The 19580-nt window shown below is 65.1% G+C and carries 26 protein-coding genes; 23 read left to right on the top strand and 3 right to left on the bottom strand.

The window, feature by feature from the left end; translation table 11 throughout:
• Positions 1–162: 162 nt before the first annotated feature.
• Entirely contained in the window at positions 163–432 is a 270-nt protein-coding gene (locus tag BW970_RS17960; protein ID WP_076534012.1) for a helix-turn-helix transcriptional regulator, read from the bottom strand.
• Between the two features lie 387 nt (positions 433–819).
• Here BW970_RS17960 and BW970_RS17965 point away from each other — a divergent pair, with 387 nt between their 5' ends.
• Together BW970_RS17965 and BW970_RS21270 are read left to right on the top strand one after the other, a co-directional pair.
• Positions 820–1098, top strand: a complete 279-nt coding sequence (locus BW970_RS17965; protein ID WP_076534013.1) for a hypothetical protein — start codon at positions 820–822, stop codon at positions 1096–1098.
• Entirely contained in the window at positions 1098–1229 is a 132-nt protein-coding gene (locus BW970_RS21270; RefSeq protein WP_268235108.1) for a hypothetical protein, read from the top strand. Before BW970_RS17965 ends, BW970_RS21270 begins: the two co-directional genes overlap by 1 nt.
• 380 nt (positions 1230–1609) lie before the next feature.
• On the opposite strand, the gene BW970_RS17970 is transcribed toward BW970_RS21270, so the two are convergent.
• Positions 1610–1831, bottom strand: a complete 222-nt coding sequence (locus tag BW970_RS17970; protein WP_076534015.1) for a hypothetical protein — start codon at positions 1829–1831, stop codon at positions 1610–1612.
• A 709-nt stretch (positions 1832–2540) separates the two neighbouring features.
• On the opposite strand from BW970_RS17970, the gene BW970_RS17975 reads away from it, so the two are divergent.
• The 21 genes from BW970_RS17975 to BW970_RS18070 all read left to right on the top strand — a co-directional run bounded on the left by BW970_RS17975 (position 2541) and on the right by BW970_RS18070 (position 19136).
• The gene (locus tag BW970_RS17975; RefSeq protein ID WP_076534017.1) at positions 2541–2954 is read left to right on the top strand and encodes a helix-turn-helix domain-containing protein; all 414 of its coding nucleotides are present in this window, start codon (positions 2541–2543) and stop codon (positions 2952–2954) included.
• Positions 2951–3205, top strand: a complete 255-nt coding sequence (locus BW970_RS17980; RefSeq protein ID WP_076534019.1) for a hypothetical protein — start codon at positions 2951–2953, stop codon at positions 3203–3205. The genes BW970_RS17975 and BW970_RS17980 overlap by 4 nt, the downstream gene beginning before the upstream one ends.
• A complete protein-coding gene (locus BW970_RS17985) occupies positions 3202–3867 on the top strand; it encodes a hypothetical protein (RefSeq protein ID WP_076534020.1) in 666 nt (221 codons plus the stop codon). Before BW970_RS17980 ends, BW970_RS17985 begins: the two co-directional genes overlap by 4 nt.
• Positions 3864–4037, top strand: a complete 174-nt coding sequence (locus tag BW970_RS20820; protein WP_159441470.1) for a hypothetical protein — start codon at positions 3864–3866, stop codon at positions 4035–4037. The genes BW970_RS17985 and BW970_RS20820 overlap by 4 nt, the downstream gene beginning before the upstream one ends.
• A complete protein-coding gene (locus BW970_RS17990; RefSeq protein WP_076534022.1) occupies positions 4034–4660 on the top strand; it encodes a hypothetical protein in 627 nt (208 codons plus the stop codon). Before BW970_RS20820 ends, BW970_RS17990 begins: the two co-directional genes overlap by 4 nt.
• Before the next feature lie 116 nt (positions 4661–4776).
• Positions 4777–5481: a hypothetical protein gene (locus BW970_RS17995; RefSeq protein ID WP_083701366.1), complete on the top strand. Its 705-nt coding sequence runs from the start codon at positions 4777–4779 to the stop codon at positions 5479–5481.
• The gene (locus BW970_RS18000; RefSeq protein WP_076534024.1) at positions 5478–6143 is read left to right on the top strand and encodes a transcription termination/antitermination NusG family protein; all 666 of its coding nucleotides are present in this window, start codon (positions 5478–5480) and stop codon (positions 6141–6143) included. Before BW970_RS17995 ends, BW970_RS18000 begins: the two co-directional genes overlap by 4 nt.
• Positions 6144–6282: 139 nt before the next feature.
• The gene (locus BW970_RS18005; protein ID WP_076534026.1) at positions 6283–7011 is read left to right on the top strand and encodes a hypothetical protein; all 729 of its coding nucleotides are present in this window, start codon (positions 6283–6285) and stop codon (positions 7009–7011) included.
• 137 nt (positions 7012–7148) lie between these two features.
• Positions 7149–7775 (top strand): hypothetical protein, encoded by a 627-nt coding sequence (locus BW970_RS18010; protein ID WP_083701367.1) that lies wholly within the window; start codon positions 7149–7151, stop codon positions 7773–7775.
• Between the two features lies 1 nt (position 7776).
• The gene (locus tag BW970_RS18015; RefSeq protein WP_076534028.1) at positions 7777–9810 is read left to right on the top strand and encodes a phage terminase large subunit family protein; all 2034 of its coding nucleotides are present in this window, start codon (positions 7777–7779) and stop codon (positions 9808–9810) included.
• Positions 9807–10007, top strand: a complete 201-nt coding sequence (locus tag BW970_RS18020) for a phage head-tail joining protein (RefSeq protein ID WP_076534031.1) — start codon at positions 9807–9809, stop codon at positions 10005–10007. The genes BW970_RS18015 and BW970_RS18020 overlap by 4 nt, the downstream gene beginning before the upstream one ends.
• Positions 10007–11461: a phage portal protein gene (locus BW970_RS18025; protein ID WP_076534033.1), complete on the top strand. Its 1455-nt coding sequence runs from the start codon at positions 10007–10009 to the stop codon at positions 11459–11461. The genes BW970_RS18020 and BW970_RS18025 overlap by 1 nt, the downstream gene beginning before the upstream one ends.
• Positions 11454–11891 carry a hypothetical protein gene (locus tag BW970_RS18030; protein WP_144039019.1) on the top strand — a complete coding sequence of 146 codons (438 nt, stop codon included), beginning with the start codon at positions 11454–11456 and terminating at the stop codon, positions 11889–11891. Before BW970_RS18025 ends, BW970_RS18030 begins: the two co-directional genes overlap by 8 nt.
• A complete protein-coding gene (locus BW970_RS18035) occupies positions 11881–13977 on the top strand; it encodes a head maturation protease, ClpP-related (protein ID WP_076534039.1) in 2097 nt (698 codons plus the stop codon). Before BW970_RS18030 ends, BW970_RS18035 begins: the two co-directional genes overlap by 11 nt.
• 77 nt (positions 13978–14054) lie before the next feature.
• Positions 14055–14405: a DUF2190 family protein gene (locus BW970_RS18040; protein ID WP_076534041.1), complete on the top strand. Its 351-nt coding sequence runs from the start codon at positions 14055–14057 to the stop codon at positions 14403–14405.
• Entirely contained in the window at positions 14405–14731 is a 327-nt protein-coding gene (locus BW970_RS18045; protein ID WP_076534043.1) for a head-tail joining protein, read from the top strand. The genes BW970_RS18040 and BW970_RS18045 overlap by 1 nt, the downstream gene beginning before the upstream one ends.
• Entirely contained in the window at positions 14728–15144 is a 417-nt protein-coding gene (locus BW970_RS18050; RefSeq protein ID WP_076534045.1) for a hypothetical protein, read from the top strand. Before BW970_RS18045 ends, BW970_RS18050 begins: the two co-directional genes overlap by 4 nt.
• A gap of 12 nt (positions 15145–15156) precedes the next feature.
• Entirely contained in the window at positions 15157–15633 is a 477-nt protein-coding gene (locus tag BW970_RS18055; protein ID WP_076534048.1) for a phage tail tube protein, read from the top strand.
• Positions 15634–15638: 5 nt separating this feature from the next.
• Complete coding sequence (locus BW970_RS18060) at positions 15639–16043, top strand: hypothetical protein (RefSeq protein ID WP_076534050.1); 405 nt, start codon at positions 15639–15641, stop codon at positions 16041–16043.
• Positions 16044–16278: 235 nt separating this feature from the next.
• Positions 16279–18483: a hypothetical protein gene (locus BW970_RS18065; protein ID WP_076534052.1), complete on the top strand. Its 2205-nt coding sequence runs from the start codon at positions 16279–16281 to the stop codon at positions 18481–18483.
• A complete protein-coding gene (locus BW970_RS18070; protein ID WP_229740553.1) occupies positions 18480–19136 on the top strand; it encodes a hypothetical protein in 657 nt (218 codons plus the stop codon). The genes BW970_RS18065 and BW970_RS18070 overlap by 4 nt, the downstream gene beginning before the upstream one ends.
• A 162-nt stretch (positions 19137–19298) precedes the next feature.
• On the opposite strand, the gene BW970_RS18075 is transcribed toward BW970_RS18070, so the two are convergent.
• On the bottom strand, positions 19299–19511 hold the full coding sequence (locus tag BW970_RS18075) for a hypothetical protein (RefSeq protein ID WP_076534054.1): 213 nt from the start codon (positions 19509–19511) through the stop codon (positions 19299–19301).
• Positions 19512–19580: the final 69 nt, after the last annotated feature.

Raw genomic sequence — 19580 nt, forward strand, 5'->3', positions numbered from 1 at the left:
AGGGGGGAAAATGTGTGTTTTTGCCAATGAGGTTGAATGTGACGATGCATCGCATGACGATCTTGGGTGGAATCATAGGGCGGAACTGATGAAAGAAGGCGACAGAATCAGGCTATTGGCTTCAGCGGCAAGGGAGTCTGGTCTAACAATTGACTTCCTCGATCATCTATCGATGGGCTTGTCTAGCAGAGCTTTTCTCAAGTTCATCGGCAATGCCTCGACTTCACCCTCATATATGAAATCGAGCGATAGCCCGTACGTCTTCCGCAGAGCGCGGGCAGCAGCCAGCCCAATCTGAAAATCACCGCTTTCATAGTTGTTGATAGCGGCCCGTTTCAAGCCCGCCCTCCGCGCGTACTCGTCTTGAGTATACTGCAGTAGGGCTCGGTGCCAGAGGATCCGAGAAGCTTGATCGGCGAAGGGCTTGTCCATGGAGCAAGTCCTATCTGACAAGATTCTTGCCGCAACGTGAAGTTCTTGTCTTGTGTAGAGACAAGAAAGTTGTCATTTATGGCGCATGACGAACGTATCTGACATCATAGCTGCCCTTGGAGCCGAAGAGGTGCGTCGCCTCTGTGGTGTAGGTGAGTTTTCCGTTCGCGCGGCAAAGAGAGATGGAAAATTTCCGGCAAGTTGGTTTGACGCGTTGGAGCGGGCGTGCGCGGCGAAGGGCTTGCATTGCCCCAGATCTCTCTTTGCTTTCAAAAAGATACCTCCCCAAACGAAAGGCGCCGCGTGATGAAGCACACGGCGCCCTCGGTCCTTTCCTCTGTTCCTGTTCGCTCTCCACACGGGCAGAACAGCACAGGAGTGTCGGAAATGTCTTTCCGAAAATTGCCGCCGCGTGGCAGCGAGGATGCCGAGCGGGCGTGGTTTGCCGGGTTGCTGTGGCGGGCCTTTCCCGAGGCGGTCACCGAAAACGAACTGGCAGAGCTGGCCGCGCAGGTGCTGACCTCGGATCGTCGCCCGGTGACGGCGCGCACGGTGCGCAACTGGCTGCGGCAGGAAAATGCGCCGCATTTCCGCTACGTGCTGCGGGTGATTGCCCTGGTGGGGGCCGAGGCGGTGTTTCAGGTGATCGACCCGGAGGGCGTGTGATGCAGCGCGTGTTCTGGCGGATTCTGGCGCGGTTCTACCGGCGCCGTGCCATGCGCGCGGCCCGTGCGCATCATGTGTTCCTGCTGCGGTCGGAAAAGTTTTTCCGCCGCCTCAAGGGGGCAGATCAATGATTTCCCCCCGCCCCCATGCCTCGGCCTGCGCATCTACTGCTCGCGCGGGTCATGCCTGCCCCCGGCCCGCCGTGGCCGGGGGGCTTTTCGATACCGGGGCCGCTGATTTCGCCACCACTGGCGCGGCCCGCCGCCCGGCCTGCGCGCCTGCGGGTCGGGCCATATCTTCGGCGTGGTGCGCGCCGGAGGCCGGGGCAGGGTGCCCCGGCACCTCCCTGTTGACCTCCCCCCGAGGTGGCGCCCTCGGGGGGCTTTTTCTGGGCTTTGGCAGCATCGCTGGACGTCAGCGGTGCTGCCAAAGCGCAGCAAAACGACCGGCGGGTCGAAACCGCCGGTCGTCAGTTCCCTTGGCGCTTCTCCCTGCTTTTCATCGGATCAGCTCAGAACAGCGACAGCTGATCTTTGCCTTTCCGGCCGGTACGACCCAGAGCCGCCTGCACGCGGCCTTGGTTCGTTCCAAGCATGGCCGCAATGTCCTGGATCTTGTGCCCCTCGGAGCGCAGGCGGCGGGCAACGGCTTGGGCCTTGGGGTCCAGACTTATGCGCTTCTTCGGTACGGCATTAAGTTCGAGCCCGGACTCCGGGTCGATGAACGTGGCCATGGTGTTTCTCCTGTCATGGCTATGTGTGGCAGCGGGCGGGATTGCCTGGCTGTCGCGGAGGGCGGTTCGCGTCAACGAATCGCCCTCACACCGCCCATTGTAGCCTGCGACGACATGTCGCGGATAGTGCGTCGTTCCAGTCCACATTTTGCGGCGCGTTCCGGTTGCCAGCCCCTGCATCCCTGCCCTCCCCGCCACCTCGGCGCCCGCGCGCCCTTCGGTGGTCACGGCAAGTTGGCGGGTGGGGCTGGCGTCCCGAGCGCGCAGGCGTGGTCCAGTGTAGGCAGCCGCGAAATCAGAACCCGTCGCGGCGGGATGGGCGCGCGGACCCTGAACGGGATCAGGGGGCACAGCCTATGGCAGGCCAGCGCCCGAAAGCCGAAGCCGTGCGTGCTCGACCCCATTGCGGCCAGGACCGGCCGTGATCTGCTGGCGGCCGGTCGCCGCCGTTCGTCCTGTATCGTGGCCCCCGGTGCGCAACTCGCCGGGGGTCATTCCGGGGCACCATATTCCCGGCGCGCGTTGCTTGTCCCGAGCGCGCGGGCCGCGCATCGCATCCCCTGCGGGGGCCAGGGGCGCATGTGCCCCGCCGCACCGGGCGTTCCCGGCAAATCTGAAAGGCCTGTTCTTGCCTGTCGGGCTGCACCTTCGCGGCTGACGACTGCCGCGCCGTCCCCTCGGCGCGGCGGGATCTGCGGGGGGCTGCGGCATGGAGGGTGATCAGGCCTTTCGCGTGCGCCATGCCATGCTGGCCAGCCTCGACGGGCTGGAACAGGCGGTGCATTCGATTGGCGCTGCCGTTGCGGCAGAGTTTGGCGACGATGCGGTGGCGCGTGTCCGGGCGATCGAGGCCGATGCGCAGATGCTGCGCCGGGTGTTGCTGCCCGAGTCGATGCTGGATGAGGTGATCGAGGTCGTCGCCCGCACGAATGGCCTGCCCGTTGCTGCGATCCGCGGCGCCGGGCGCAGCAAGCCGGTCGTGGCGGCCCGCTGGGCGGTTATGGCGATTGCGCGCAAGCGGGGCATGTCAGCGCCCGAGATCGCCCGCGCCCTGCGCTGTGACCAAAGCAGCGTGACCCATGGCCTGCGGCGGGTGGCGGCAAAGCTGGAGGCGGCAGGATGAGCAATCGCGGGGTCAACGAATTGAGCACCGCCGAGCGCCGCGCCTTTCTGCGGGCGTTCTGGCATGGGGCCCGGCGGTGCTGGGTGCCGTTGACCGGCCCGGAATGGCGCGGGCGCTGCGGGATCCAGCCCGCCGATATCGCCGAGCTGCGCCGCTGTGGCGATATTCTGGCGCTCGGCCCGCCGGATCGGCGCAGCTATGAGATTTCCCCGGCGGGCGTCGCGCTGCTGGGCGTGAGGGTTGCGGCATGACGCGGCCTGCGGCCTCCGCGCGCGGGCTGTTCCGCGCAACCGGCAAGGTGGCGCAGCCGGTGCTGGTCGGGATCGAGGCGGGCGAGGGCGTTTATGACGCCGCGCCGCCCCGCGAAAAGCACGATTTCTACCCCACGCCGCCCGAGCCGACCCGCGCCCTGCTGGCGGTGGAGGGCGCGCGGCTGCGCGACTTTGGCATGGTGTGGGAGGCAGCGGCGGGTGACGGCGCGATGGTGCGCGAGATGCAGGCCGTGGGCCTGACGGTCGCGGCGTCTGACCTGATCGACCGGGGCTGCGGCGCGGCGATCCGGTCGTTTTACGACTATGGCCCGCAGGATGCGCCTGCGCGGGCGCTGGTGACCAATCCGCCGTTTGCCGAGTGCAATTCGGGCGACTGGATCCGCCACGCGCTGGATGTGCTGGGGCTGGAGTATGTGGCCCTGCTGCTGCCGCTGGGCTGGCCCGGTGCGGCCTCGCGCGCCGCGCTTTGGGCGCAGCATACGCCTGCCCGCGTGTATCTGATGCGCTGGCGGATCGATTTCAGCGGCGGGGGTGCGCCACCGATGCTCAATGCCTGGTTCGTATGGGATCGGGCGCATGAGGGGCCGGCGCATCTGCTGATGCTGGACAAGGCCGATGGGCGGCAGGGGGTGCTGTTGTGACCGACCGTGCGAGCAAGGACACGATCCGCCGGCGGGCCGGTGAGCGCCGCATCCGGGCCTATGAGGCCCTGACCTGGGCGCGGCAGCAACCGGCCGCCTGCACCACCGACGCGATGCGCGCGCGGCTGTTGGAAGAGACGATCATGCGCGCAGATGAGGGGGACGCATGACAGCGCCGCGCCTGAAACCTGTTCCGAACGATCTGCCGGAATACCCCGTTGCGCGAGGTGTTCGGCTGGATGGTCATAGCTTCGTCAAATGGCAGCATCTGCGCTGGCTGTCGTCGCGGTCGTTCCGCCTGTGCAGCTGGGAGGTGCAGGGCATGGCGCGGGCGCTGTTCGATCTGAGCCAGTTGGAAAGCCCCGTGGGCACGCTGCCCGACGATGACGCCGAATTGGCCCAGATGCTGCGCGTTGATGCGCGGCGCATGGCAGAGCTGCGGCGCATGGAGTTCGGGCCGCTGCGCAACTGGTGCCCGTGCCTGTCCGATGGAGAGGTGCGGCTGATGCATCCTGTGGTGCTGGCGCAGGTGCAGGATGCCATCGAACGGCGCGAGATCCACGAGCTGTCGAAAGAGGACAAGGCCACCTATCAGCGCCTCAAACGCCTGCGCGAGGCGCTGCGCGGCATGGGTCTGTCCGAGCATGTTCTGGCCGATGACCGGCTGATCGGGCGCATGGATGACTGGCTCAAGCAAGGCTGCAAGGGCAACCGCCGGGCGACGCATTACGAGGCGGCGCTGATGCACGCCGTGGCGCAGGGCTGGTGCGAGGGGCCGATGCGCGGGCGGTGAAACTGTCGAATTCTGTTCCGGAACAGTTCCAGTCTGTTCCGGAACAGTACCGCACAGTTCGGAACTGTTCTGCGTAGAAGAGAAGAGAAAAGAGAAGAGAAGAAAAGACTTACGCGATGGAACAGAACGCAGCCGCGCTGGTGGCCAGCCGGGCAGGGCTGAGAAAAGGGGCAGGGATGATGGACACGGGCAACACCGATACCCACGAGGCGACAGGGCGAGAGGCGGTGCGCGAGCTGTTCGTGCAGCGGCTGGCCACCAGCGGATTGCAGCGTGGAAAGGGCGCCAACGGCAAACCGATGACCGAGGCCGAGCATGAGGCGCTGATGCAGCGTCTGGTGACGCATCTGGCCTATCTGTCCCGGCCCTCGCTGGTCGCGCTGGCGGATGAGGTGCTGCGCGCCGCCGGTGGGCCAAAGCGCAATGTCTGGCCGTCAGAGGTGCTGATCCGCCAGATGGCCGCAGGCAAGGAGGATCGGCCCCCGGCCATCCCGGATATCGTGCGCAGCTGGCTGGCCTCGGTCGCCGGGCCGCGTGCCGAGGCGTCGGGCTATCTCGTCCAGCTCTACCGACACCTGATCGCGCATCCACGCCCGGTGATGCCGCATGACCTGACCCTGTGCCAGCGTCAGGCGGTCGAGGATCGCAGTATGCGTGACCGGGTGCAGGAGCGTATTGCGCTGGGGGTCGCCTCGGATGCGGATCGCGCCTGGTTGCGCCGTCTGGTCGATGATGAGGCCGCGGCGCGCGAGATCGTCGCGCGTGGGGATCAGGCCCGCGCCGCCCGTGCGCAGGCCGCCAGCCAAGGGGATGCCGCATGATGGCCGCGCGTTCGTTCCTTGGCCTGTCCATTGGCGATGCCGTGACGCTGGCCCCTTCGGGTGCGGCGCTGGTCACGCCCGGCCCGTCGCGGTGGTATGCGCTGCGCGTCACGCCCCAGCGCGAGGATCAGGCCGAGGCATGGCTGCGCCTGCGCGGGGTCTATGGCTTCCACCCGGTGCTGATGCGTCGTGTCACCCGCCACGGCAAGCCCCGCGACTATGCCCGGCGCTACCTGCCGGGCTATGTCTTCGCGCGGTTCCGGGGGCAGCCGGTGGTGCACCGCGTCCTGTCCTGCCCCTTCATCACCGGCGCCCTGTGCCGGGCGGATGGGAAGTGGGGTGTGCTGGAGCCGGAACGCCTGCGCCAGATCCATGCCATGCGCCGGGTGGATGCCGAGGGCGAGGCCGCACGGATGGCGCTGGCTGCTCGCCGCCGTGCCTCTGCCATGGCGCGTCCAGGCGAGATGGCCCTGTTCACTGGCGGGGCGTTTGCGGGCGCGCGCTGCGAGGTGGTCGAGCTGAATGCCGACGGTGGCGCCACGGTGCGAATGCAGTTGTTCGGGGGCGAGGTGCTGGTGGGTGCCAGCGCGGCCGATCTGGTCGGCCTGCACAAAGGGGGATTGACAGGCGCGAATCGCTACGCCTATCGTCCCTCCCCATAGCCTTACGCCCGATGGACCCCCGCAAAGCGGGCAGCGCCTCGGGCTGGTGGGCGGCGCGCTCGGGTTGATACGCTCCGAGTGACACGCCTGCAATGTGCCCCGAGCCTCGCTCGGGGCTTTCGCTTTTCCGGGGGTAGGGGTGGAACTTTCCTTCGATCTCGATGACGCCCGCTTTCAGGCTCAAATCAGACAGCTTGCCACACGTGATGTGCGTCAGGCTGCGACATGGGCCTTGAACGACACCGCGACGGAAGTGCAGCAGCACATTCAGAACCGGATGAACGTGGTGTTTGATCGGCCAACCCGCTACACCCAGCGCGCTTTCGGTGTGTTGCGTGGGGCGAGGCCAAGCAGGCTGGAAGTCGAGATAGGGGAAAGGGCGTCGGTCGAGCGGCGGTATTTCCTGAAGGTGCAGGAACATGGTGGGTCGCGGCCACAGAAAGCCGTCGAACGCCGTATCGCGCTTGCGTCGGATGACTATGTGCGGACCGCCATACCGACAGATGCCGCCCGTATCGACGGATATGGCAACTGGTCATCGGGCGAACGCAATCAGGTGATGTCGCAGCTGCAAGTCGGGCGCGATGTCGGATATACATCGAACGAAACCGAAGCCTCGCGGAAGCGCAAAGCCCGGCGTGGCAAGGCGCGGTACTTCATCCCAAAGCATGGGCTGGCACCCGGCGTCTATCGGCGCAACGCGCCTGACGATATCCCGATCCGCATTCTGACGCTGACGGACACGGCCCCAATCTACCAACCCCGATTGGGGTTTCACGCAGAGGCCGCGCGCGAGTTCTGGGCGCGGCTTCCAGCCCACCTCTCCCGCACCCTGGGCCGAATGGTCGAAAAGCGGTCTCGCGGGTAGGCAGAGACCACCCCCAGACCCCCCTTCGGGTCCTTCCCCGGCACCTCCGCACGCGGGTAATTCGCACCGTGCGTGTGGGGGTGCGCTTAACTTTGGGCAAAGCCTAAACTTGGCTGGCCTTAACGATGGAAAGGTAAATGCCTGAACTGAACGCAACCGAGCTTGCGGCGCGACTGGATGTCTCCAAGGCCCGCATCAGCCAGTATGTCAGTGAAGGCAAGCTGGAGGGGTGCTTTTCAGGCGATGGGCGTGCCCGCAGGTTCGACCTGGACAAGGTCGCCGCCGCGCTCGGCAAGGGGCTTCATCCGGGCCAGATGCTGGGAAATGGTGCTGCGACCAAGCGCGCCATCCGGGAACTGGACGGGGATGCTCCTCCGACAGTCCCGACCACCAAGGCGCCCAGGTCCGGCGCACCGCTCGATGCCAAGGATCCGGATCGCTATGAACTGGCCCGGATCCAGAACGCCGAAGAGGATGCCCGCCGCAAGCGCAGGGACAATCAGCGGGACGAGGGCCGCTGGGTGTTGGCAGATGAGGTCCAGCGCCAGACCGCGCGGGCCATGACTCAGGAGGTCGCGCAGTTCGAAGCCGTTCTGCGCGACGCCGCTCGGGCGGTCGCGGATCGCTTCGGCCTGGATTACCGGGAGGTGCGCAAGGTGCTGATCGACGAGTGGCGCAAACACCGGGGTCAGCGGTCTGCGCAGCTTGTGGCAGATGCGGAGGTTGCCCCCATGACCGAAGCCGAAACGGCGGCGCAGGTCTGAAATGGGGTTTCTGTCATCGGCCGAGGCCGCCGTTCTGCGGGGGCTGGCTCAGGCCATGTTGCCACCGCCACCCCCCGACATCACCCGGTGGTGCGAAGACAATATCGTCTTTGATGAAAGGTCTCCGTTTCCGGGACCGTTCCGAATTGCGCGCTTTCCCTTCCTGCGCGAGATCCACGAGGTGCTGAGCCCGGAACATCCGGCGCGCGAGGTGACAATCCGGGGGAGCGCGCAATGGGGCAAGACCGTGTCGGTCCTGAATCCTGCGGTTGCCGCGTGGCACGAATATGGCCCGCTGGACAGTCTGGTGGTTCACCCCACCACGTCGGCTGCGACAGAATGGGTGCGCAACAAGTGGATGCCGATGCGCCGGCAGGCCCCAGCCCTGCGGGCGATCTTCGGCGAAGGGCGTGGCGATCAGACCGACACGCTGTCCAACCAGGAAACACTGGCGCGGGACGGATCGCTCAAGGTGACGTCGGCGGGGTCACCCGATGATCTTGCAGGCACCACGCGGCGGTTCGTTGCCATGGATGACGTCAGAAAGTTCGAAATGACGCCGAAGGGTGATCCCGAGAAACTGGCCGAAAGCCGGGCATCGGGTTTTGAAGATGCCAAGATCCTGCGGATCAGCACGCCGCAGGTTCTGGGCACCTGTCGCGTCACGCGGGCCTATCTGCGGTCGGATCAGCGACACTACCATGTGCCATGCCCGCATTGCGGCCACATGGCCCCCCTGACCTGGGAGAATTTTCGCAAGTCGATTGACCCAGAGCGGCTGCACGCGGCGCATTTCACCTGCGATAGCTGCCACGTGGCCATAGGCCACCAGCACAAGGCGCAGATGGTCGCCGCTGGGCGCTGGGTGCGCCACAATCCGCGGGGGGATCACCCTGGGTTTCACCTGTGGCGTGCCTATGTGCCTCAAAGGGACTGGGCCAGTATCGCAGTGGAATATGCCCAGGTGATGGGCTGGACGGGCAGTCCGGCCAATATCACAACCGAAGAGGATGCCGCCGACAAGGTCGAGGCCGAGACGGAGCAGACCTTCTGGAACGACGTGTTGGGCCTGCCTTATGAACAGGCCAGCAAGGGCCCGGACTGGGAAAAGCTGCGCGACCGGGTCGAACTGGCCGAGGAGGGGCAGTATCTGCCGATCGGTCGCATTCCTGCCTGTGGCGTTCTGATGACCGCCGGGGTGGACTGCCAGGCTGACCGCATAGAAGTCACTCTGGTGGCCTATGGGCGCAATTATCGGCGTTGGGTGATCGAACATCGTGTGATCCCGCATCATATCGGCGACGATGAAGGCCGCGCCGGTCTGGATGCGCTGTTGAAATCGACCTGGCGCACCACACTGGGCCTGCCGTTGCAGATCGACATGATGGCGGTGGACGAGGGCGCGTTCACGGAAGATGTGCGGGACTGGGCCAAGCGCCACCCTTGGACGCGGGTGATCCTGATCAAGGGTTCCTCCTCTGGTAATGGCCCAACCCTGCGCCCCCAGGCGGATCGCAAGGCCAATGGCCGTGTGATCAAGCGCCAGCGGCGGGGCTGGATGCTGAATGTCAGCCAGATGAAGGCGGATTTCTACGCCTGGTTGGCCAAGGAAGACGCGCAGGAGCGCGGGTTCATCGCCTTTGCCCTGGGGCTGGGGGACGAATACTACCGCCAGATCACGTCCGAAGTGCGTGTGCTCAAGCGCAGCCGGTCGGGCGTTATGGTGTCGAGCTGGGAGTTGGTCGAGCCAAGCCGCCGCAACGAGTGCCTGGACACCATGATCTATTCCGAAGCCGCCGCCCGCAAGCGCGGCTGGACCGCCATGACGGATGGACAGTGGGACATTATGGAAGCCGAACGCGGCATCGCGCCGCCAGAGGCCCAGGCCGATCTGTTCGACGCCGCAATGCCAGTGGTGCCCTTGTCCCAGCAGGCAGCGGCCAGAGCACCACGGCAGACGGCCCCGCCACCTGCGCCTGAACCGCAACAAGATCAACCCGGCTGGATCGCCGACAGGGGGAACGACTGGTTATGAGCTACACCCAAACAGACGTGGCCCGCCTGCGGTCGGCTATCGCCAAGGGCGCCAGTCAGGTGAAGGTCGGAGAGGAACAGATCACCTTCCGCAGCTTGGCGGAAATGCGCTCGCTCCTGGCGGAAATGGAGGCATCGGTGGCTGGCGAAAGTGCGCCCAGCCGCCAGCATTACCCCCAGTTCATGGAACGTCCCTGATGAATCTGCTGGATCGGGCCATTGCGGTGGTCAGCCCGCGCGCCGGGCTGCGCCGGGCGCAGGCGCGGATGTCGCTGCAAGCCATGGCGCATTATCGTGCCGGATCGCTGCCTCGTCGCAGCCCGTCGGTTCGGGCCGTCGCGGGTGATGCCGATGCCGTGTCGGCCGTGGCCCGGCGCCAGATCGCCTTGTCGGTTCGGGATGTGGTGCGGAACAACGCCGTGGCCGAACGCGCGGTCCAGGTGCTGGTCAACGCAGTGATCGGAACCGGGATCGAGCCCAAGCTGATCAGCGACGATACGGAGCTGCGCGACGCCTGGAAGGTGCAGCAGTCGCTGCTGGACACGGTCAGGATCGACGCCGACGGTGCTTCGACCCTGGCCGCGATGCAGCGGCTGATGGTGCGCGCGATGATCGTCGATGGCGAGTCGCTGATGATAATGCCACGCGAATCCGGCCCGGACAGCTTCTTTCAGGTGCGGGTGCTGGAGGCGGACTATCTGGATGACCGGATGCAGGGTCGCGCGGGGAACCCGGCAAACACCCTGTATGACGGAATCGAATATGGCCCGGACGGGCGCGTGGTGGCCTATCACCTGTACGACGAGCATCCGGGCAGTGCGGTCTGGCACCCGGAATGGCGCGGCCTGACATCCTCGCGCATTCCGGCAGATCGGGTGATCCACCTCTACCGCACGGATCGGGCTGGCCAGAGGCGTGGTGTCAGCTGGTTTGCCCCGGTCCTGGACGATCTGGTGGCGCTGGCCGAGAACGACGAGGCGCAGATGATGCGTCAGAAGATCGCTGCCTGCTTTGCGGTGTTCTGGCGGTCGGACAAGGAAGGCCCGGCCTCCGGCATTCCGTCAAAGCTGGCACCGGGCATGATCCAGCAAATCGGCAGTGATGACGAAATTTCTTTCGCCACCCCGCCGGATGTGACTGGCTATGACGATTTCGCCAGGGTGCATCTGCGCCGGATCGCGGCCGGGCTGGGCATCACGTACGAGGCGCTGACCGGCGATCTGTCAGGCGTGAACTACAGTTCGGCCCGCATAGGGCGGATGGAAATGGCCGCCAATGTCGAGGCATGGCAGTGGACGCTGGTCATGCCGCGCCTCTGTGCCCCCATGGGTCAGTGGTTTCTGCGCAGTTGGGCCTATGCCGATCCAAAGAAGGTCTCGGCCCTGAGCAAGGCGCGTATCGCCTATACACCGCCGCCGCCCGCTGTGGCCGACCCAAAGACGGAAACCCAGGTGGCGGTCCAGAAGATCGAGGCGGGCCTGTCCAGCCGCCCCGCCGAGATCCGGCGCATGGGGTACGAGCCGGGCGAAATCGACGCCGAAATCAAGGCGGATGCGGAAACCCGGCAATCCCTGGCCGCACTGAAAGCCCCGTCGCAGGCAGCGGCGGCACAATCCGAAACAGACCAGCAGGAAAGAGACGCCAATGCGTAGAGAAGACGATTCCGGGCTGATGCCACATGCGTATCATAGCGCCGCTTCGGACAGCCGACAGGACGAGTTCCCTCGACCCCGCCGGGGCGCTGGAAAGAGGGACGAATACCTAGCGTTGTTCCTGTCGCGGGGCATCAGCGTGCATTCCACGGCAGACGGTGGCGTGATGGTCCTTATTCACGGGTCTCGCCAGCCATTCTCGCCGACCGCCCCGCAGACGATTCTGCCGTTCCGCATCAGCCGTGCCGATGCGGTTGGACTGCGCGACCGGCTGAGCGCCCTTGTCGGTGATACCGACCCGATGCCATCGGAGGATCCTCCGCCTTCGGATGAAGGGATTGTCGGCCCCGACATCGACGGATCGGGCACCGACCCGGTAGATGCGCCCGCCGATGGCATGGCGTCGGAGCCTTACGCCGATGCGGGGTGACATCTATCTGGAAGGGTCGGTGGGCGCAGCCTTCTGGCCCGAAGACCCGCATTTCACGACGGCCGATGTCCGGGGCTGGCTGGCCGGGCAGGGTGACGTGACGGTCCATATCAATTCCGGGGGCGGTATCGCTTCGGAAGGTCTGGCCATCTATCACCTGCTGAAGGATCACCCCGGATCGGTCCATGTCGTGGTATCGGGAACGGCTGTCAGTGCAGCCAGCCTGATTGTCATGGCGGGGGACCGGATCACGATGCGCATGGGCGCATCCCTGATGATCCATGATCCTGCGGTTGGGTTCACCCAAGGGCGCGGGACAGAGGACGATCACCGCGCCGTGGCCGATATGCTGGCGGGTCTGGCCGATGGCTATGCCGCGATCTATGCCGAGCGCGCCGGTATCGACGCCGAAGCGGCCCGAGAAATCATGCGCGCGGAGACGTGGTTCAGCCCGGACGAGGCCATTGCAGCCGGATTCGCGGATGACGTTGGCGATGTCGAGGCCAGCGCCGCCGCGCGGTTCCCGTATCACGTCTATGCAAATTCCCCGCCGCACCTGTTGTCGGGGGCAGGGGCCAAAGGCCCCGGAAAACGGGCCGTCATGGCCCTTATGTGCGGCATTTCCACCCCAAGACAGGAGCCTGAGATGGCCAAGAAACCCACTGCGAAGACGGCCACCACCATGGCCGAAGACGACAACGAGGATATCAAGCCCGAGGCGGAACTCGAGGATGAGGCCGAAGCGCGCGCCGAATCCGAGGAAGATGCCGACGAGGCGGAGGCCGAAGGCGGCGAAGATCCCGACGAGGCCGAGGCCGAAGGCGCAGAGACCGAAGACGAGGAAGACGGCGATGCCGTGGCGATCCTCGATCTGGTGTCCATGCATGGCGGGACCGTCGCGACGGCCCGCGACTTCATCGCCAAGCGCACCCCCATTCAGGGCGTGATTGCCCATTACCGCGAGAAAGGACCGAGCGTGACCAAGCACAAGCCCGGCGGTGCCACCGCCCGGATCACCCGCGACGAGCGCGAAACGCGCCGCATTGGCATGACCGAGGCGCTGGCGGCGCAGATCGGGCGCCGCAAACCGACCGATGATCGGGCGCGTCCGTTCATGTCGCTGTCGCTGGCCGAGATGGCGGCGCTGAGCAATGGCCATCGTGGCCCGCTGCGCACCGCCAACGACCGGCTGGAGGTGTTCATGGCGATGCACTCGACCAGCGATTTCCCGCTGTCGTTGCAGAACGCGCTGAACAAGGAGTTGGAAACCCGCTACCGCGAGGCCAATCCGACCTATCGCCGGATCGCGCGGCAGAAAACCTTCCGCGATTTCCGGCCCCATCCGATCATCCGTCCGGGTGATTTCCCGACGCTTCAGCCCATCGGCGAAGGCGGCGAAATCAAATATGGCACCATCGGGGAAAAGGCGGAAACGGTCGCGCTGGTGTCCTATGGCATTGCGATGTCGATCACCCGTCAGACCCTGATCAACGATGATATCGGCGCGATTGCCGACACGATTGCCGATCAGGGCCGCGCCGTGTCGCGGTTCGAAGATGCCACCTTCTACAAGATGATGCTGGGCGGTGCAGGCAGTGACGGCCCGACCCTGGCGGAAACCACCCGGCAGGTGTTCAACACCACCGATGGCACCAAGGCGGCGACGGCAGCGGCCATCAACGTCACCTCGCTGTCTGTGGGCCGGGCGGCGATGATGAAACAGACCTCGGTTGACAAGAACCTGCTGGGCATCCTGCCGTCGATCCTGTTGGTCGGACCCGACAAGCTGACCGAGGCGCAGCAGATCGTGGCGCCGATCCAGGCCGATCAGGCGGGCAATGTGAACCCCTTTGCCGGGATTCTGGAGGTGGTGCCTTCGGCCCGGATCACCGGCAACGCCTGGTATCTGCTGGCCGATCCGGCCGATCTGCCCTGCTTTGTCTATGGCTATCTGGAAGGCGCGGCGGCCCCGCGCACCCGGATGGAGGAACCGTTCGGGCGTCAGGGGATGCAGCTCAGCATCGAACATGACTTCGGGGTCGGGGCCATCGACTTCCGCGGCGGTTACAAGAACGCCGGCGCCTGATCGGGCGCTGATCTGATCACCGGACAAAGGGCGGCCTTCGGGCCGCCCTTTGTTGTGCAATCCAATCGGAGGCCACAATGGCAAAGAACTACATCCAGCCGGGTCACGTTGTCAGCGTCCCGGCCCCGCGCGATATCACCAGCGGCACGCTGGTTGTTGTCGGCTTGCTGGCAGGCATCGCCCAGCATGACGCGCTGTCGGGCGCCCCTGTCGAAATCGTGACCGAGGGTGTTTTCACGGTGCCGAAAACCTCGGCGCAGGCATGGGCGGTCGGGCAGGCCATCTATGTGATTCCCGGCACGGGGGTCTGCACCACGGCCACGACCAGCGGAAACGTGCTGGTTGGTGCCGCACTGGCCGTTGCATCGAACCCGTCCGCGACGGGCGTTGTGCGGTTGAATGGCGCCGTCCCGGCCGCCGCTGCCTGATGAGCCACTTTTTCGACGGGATGGTGGGGGTGTTCTCCGATCTGCTGGGCGCCCCCGTTTCCTACACCCCGGCGGGCGGCGCGGCGCGCGTGATCCAGTCGATCTTCCGGGAATCTCCGGTCGATCTTCTGGACCGCGACGGCCACCCGGTGCGGGATGTCGGGCCGGTCTGGAAAGTGGCGAAGGTGGATGCGCCAGAGCTGAAGCGCGGCGATACGATCACGCTGGAGAATGGCCGCACCTTCGAGGTGCAGGCGGTCTGGCCGGGCGGATCGCCCGCGTCGGATGCGTTCCTGCACGCTGATCTCTACGAGGTGTCGCCATGACATGGCGCGCTGGCTATCGCAGTGCTGCGCGGGCGGCGCTGGCCGCAGTGCCACGCTTTGCGGATATGACCGTGCTGGCCACCTGGTCCGGATCGGTCGATCCTGAAACGCTGCCTGTGCTGGGTGTTGTCACGGCCAGCGAACAGCAACAGCCGACCTCTGGCGGCCGGTTCGAACATGACACCCTGTTGCAGATCATCGTGAAGCGGCAGGGCGGTGACGATCTGGAAGACGAGCTGGACGCCGACGATGCCGCGATCATCCAGGCGGTCATGGGCGCGATCTACACGCGCGAAACCCCCTGCCTGCCCACCGACATGAGCCAGATGCTCAATGGCGAGGGGCGTCAGCGCATCGGCACGCTGGTGCGCAGTTTCAAGATCACCTCGTGGCGCGCAGCGCCCGTCTACTAAGGAGAACGACAGATGAGCACCACAGGTGTAAATATCGGCTGGGGCGCGGTTGTCCGCATTGGCCGGGGCGAAACCCCCGACTGGACCACGCTGGAAGGGGTCGGGGATTTCGAATTCCCGCAGATGCAGGCGGATGACATTGACGTCACGTCGCATTCCTCGCCCAATCGCACCAAGGAATTCATCGCGGGCATGGCCGACAATGGCGAAATGTCCCTGCCGCTGGATTATATCCCGGACAATCCGCAGGATCTGCTGCTGCGGGTGCTGAATCAGACCAAGGAACTGATCCAGGTCAGCATTCGGCCCGCAGGCAGCAATCTGGATCCCGAGGTCTACGCCTGCTACGTGCGCAGCTATGGCCGCACCGCTCCGGTGCAGGGAAAATCCAGTGCAACACTGGTGCTGCGCATCAGCGGCATTGTCGCGGGCGAGGCGACACTGCCCGGTGGCGGCGGCGATGAAACCCTGCCCGGCGGGGGCGTCTGACCCTGATGCTGGGCCTGACGGGTGATGTGCGCCTGCCCATGGATCATGGGCGGGTGCTGCTGCGGCTGGACTTCAACGCGCTCTGTGCGTTCGAGGCGGAGACGGGCCTGGAGGCCCTGCCCTGGATCGCAGAGCTTGAAGCGGGTCGGGTAAAATCCTCGACCCAATTGCGGGCCATGGTTTGGGCCGCGATGCTGCGCCACGATCCGGGCGCCAGTGTTGCTATGGCGGGCGCTGTGCTGGATCGACACCCCGACGCTGCCCATCGCGCGATTGGCGTTGCCATGCCGCAGGCCACCGGCGCCGGGGACGCGCCCGCCGGAAAAAAGCCGGGGGCGCTGCCGATCTGGCGGCGCTGTTTCGGGGCTTTGTCGCGGCCGGGCTTTCGCCGGACCACTTCTGGTCCCTGACCCCGCGCCAATATCTGATCGCCTGCGAGGCCGCGCTGGAAACGTCGCATCGCAACAGGATGGTGTTGGCCTGGTCCACTGCCGTGCTGGGACGGACCAGAACCGTCCCGAAACTGGGCGCACTGATCGCACCAGAGCGCCGGTCCCCCTCCGAAGCCGCACAGGAACTGCGCGCGCAGATGCGGGCCTATCGTGAAGTGGCCGCAAGCCGTGGCCTGGTCAGGAGTTGGAAAGAATGGCTTCACTGAAAGAGCGCCTGCGCGCCTTCCTTGGACTGGATACCACGGATTTCGACCGGGGATTGGACAGGTCCGGCAAGCGGGTAAAGACCTTTGGCCAGCAGGCTGAAACCAGCCTGTCGGCGGCATTTTCGCGCATGTCGGGTCTGGCCACCGGCTTTGTCGGCGGACTGGGCGCCGGGCTGGTCACGACGGCGCTGTCCAGCCTGAATGCCGATCTGGCGGGCACCGTGAAGGGCATTGCGCAACTGGGGGACGAGGCCAAGCGGTCGGGTCTGGGCCTGCGCGCGTTCCAGGAATGGAAATTCGTGGCCGAACAGAACCGCATCGGGGTGGATCAGCTGGTGGACGGGTTCAAGGAACTGTCCCTGCGCGCCGATGAGTGGATCGTCACCGGCGGCGGCGCGGCGGCAGAGGCATTCACGCGGCTGGGATATAGCGCCAGCGATCTGCGCAGCAAGCTCAAGGATCCCTCTGCCCTGATGCTGGAAATCATCGGTCGGCTGGGGCAGTTGGACAAGGCGGCGCAAATCCGGGTCTCGGATGAGCTGTTCGGTGGCAGTGCGGGCGAACGGTTTGTTGAGTTGCTGGGGCAGGGCGAGTCTGGCCTGCGTAGTACCATCGAGCGCGCGCATCAGCTCGGCATTGTAATGGATTCCGAGTTGGTGGCGAAGGCAAACGATCTCGACCGCAAGTTCGGAGAGATTGGCGCGAAGATAGACAATTTCTTCAAGCGCATGGTGGTGGGTGCTTTTGAGGCGGCGGAAGACTACTCTAGGCTGCGCAGGGAGCACGGAGAGCTGTTTGCCCAATTTGAGCGGTTCACGGCATTTGGCGCATTTGGGGCCAGCATGGATCTATTCGGATCCGCTGCGGGTGCATTTGCGACCGAGACAAAGAACCTTGCAGATGCACTGAGTGTCGAACTTTCCGAGGCAATGAACACCGTTCGTGGCCAAGCGGAAGCGTTGGAATCTGCTCTCATCGAAGATGCCGATGCTCTCCACCTGATGAAGCGCGGTGCGGATGCGGCGCAAATTCGCGCCTACGCGCGAGAAATCGGTGTCTTGTTGGCTGAATTTGCCACCACCAAGAATGCTCAGGCATTTGCCGAGGGTTTGGCGGAGGTAAATCGCAAGGCCGTGTTGGCATATGATGAGATCAGAAACATCGACGGGATCAAGCTTGGCGGGGTCATAGGTCAGATCGGTAGCTTGGCGCTGGCTCTGTTGAATACCATCGGAATCGCGCAGCGCCTGAAAGATAGCCTTCCCGGAGGTCCAGACACAGAGGATAGCAAGGCAAGTCAGATTGCGGCGCGAGGGCTGGAGTGGAGCGTTGATCCGTCCATCCCGAGCAATCGCCCCCGCCGTGCCCCGAATGATGCCTGGTGGGAGGACCCTGTCGGCGGCAAAGGCAAGAGCAAGGGCGGCGGCAAGCGGGACGGCTTTGCCGCAGAGGTGGAATCGACACGCGCGCGCATCGCAGAGCTGGAGGCGGAGGCAATCGTTCTGGCCGCCGTGGCCAGTGGCAACCGCCAGCTAGGCGATGCCGTGGAATTCGCCCGCAAGAAGGCCCAGTTGCTGAACGCCGCGAAAAAAGAGGGGCGCGAGATCACGCCTGAATTGGCCGCCGAGATCGACCAGCTGGCCCTATCCTATATGAACGCGGGCCTGAATGCAGATCAGGCCAAGGACAAGCTGGAAGAGATGCGCGAGGCGACGGAACGCGGCATCGACAGCATTGTCGATATGTTCGACGAACTGATGTTCCGGGGTGGCAATGCGAAAAAGGTCATTGCATCGCTGATCGCCGAGATTGCCAAGGCCCAGTTCCGGCAGGCGCTTGCCGGGGTGGCGGCCAGCGGCGGCGGCGGGATCCTGCGCTTGCTGGGTGGTTTGATCGGACGGAACGCCCATGGGACCACCAACTGGGCCGGGGGCATCACCATGGTGGGCGAACTCGGGGCAGAGCTGGTCAGCCTGCCACGCGGATCTCAGGTCTATTCCGCACTGGATACCCAGCGGATGCTGGGCAATGCTGGTCAGGCCAGCAGAACCGCTGTCGAGGTTATCCCGAGCCCCTATTTCGATGTGCGCGTGTCCGAGATCTCCGGCCAGGGCGATATGCAGATGGCGCGGGCGCAGCAACTGGCCATGCCGTCGATGCTGCAAGACATGCAGGCGCGGGGGCTGCGGTGATCCGCGATATCATCGACATTCCGCTGCCGTTCCTGCGCGCACTGACGGTGGACTGGCGCCCGGACTGGCGCGGCCAGCCGCCTGCGACCGGGACAGATGGGTCCGACCAGGTGGTCTATAACGCTTTCCCGCGCTGGGTCGGTGCCCCGCAGCTGGTGCTGCCGCCCGAGATGGTCGGCGCCTGGCGCGCGCTGGTGCTGCGCGGGCAGGGCCGGGTCAATGCCTATCGGGTGCGGATGGTCGACCCGGTGGTCAGTCCGGTATGGTCCGGGGCCGGGTGGCGCGAGGTCTGGTCCGCCTGGCAGTCGGGCCTGTATGTCGAGCCGCGCCCACAGATGCCCTGCGCCGCGCCTGCGGCGGCAGGGGCCACCAGCATCGTGGTCGATGAATCCGCCCTGTCGCGGCCCATCACCGTGGGCAGTTTTCTGTCCTATCAGGATTGGCCCTTTGCGGTGACCGGGCGCAGCGGATCGGGTGCGGCGACCACATTGCAGGTGGAGCTGTTGCGGGTGGCAATTCCGGCCGGCGCGCAGATCGACGTGATCGCGCGCGGGGTGTTCTTGGCGTCCGGTGACGCCATGGGCCTGCCTGCCTATGGGCTGGACCGTGTGGCGCGGCCCCAGTTGGATCTTGTGGAGTGGATCACGCGATGAGGTTCGATACAGAGACATCGAATGACGTTCCGCTGAAATCCATCCGAGTCTGTGCTCGGCTGTCGCGTATCGAACGCGAGGGCGGTGCACTGATCAGGATGGAGTTCGATCTTTCGCAGATCGGGGGATTTCTTTCCGGCGCCCATATCGTCGTGGTTGAGCCTAGTGAGTATTTCGATGCGCGGGTTGAGCAAGCGTGTCGCGAAGGTTGAGCAGGAAATTCTGTTGGCCTTCAGCTGCAATGAACTTGTCGAGTTCCTCGATCCATCGGTCGGCGATGTCTGTTTTTGACATGGCGCGTGCGAGTGACATCATTGCATTCGCAATTTGGGCATTCTGCGAGTTCAGGCGCGCTACCGCTTCGTCGATGGTCATTTCCAAGGCGAATCCTCCGCTGTGTATCGGTCAGCGCCGATAATGCAGTTGGTCTCCGAGTCAGTCTAT

The sequence above is a fragment of the Gemmobacter megaterium genome (assembly GCF_900156815.1).
Lineage (GTDB): Bacteria > Pseudomonadota > Alphaproteobacteria > Rhodobacterales > Rhodobacteraceae > Wagnerdoeblera > Wagnerdoeblera megaterium.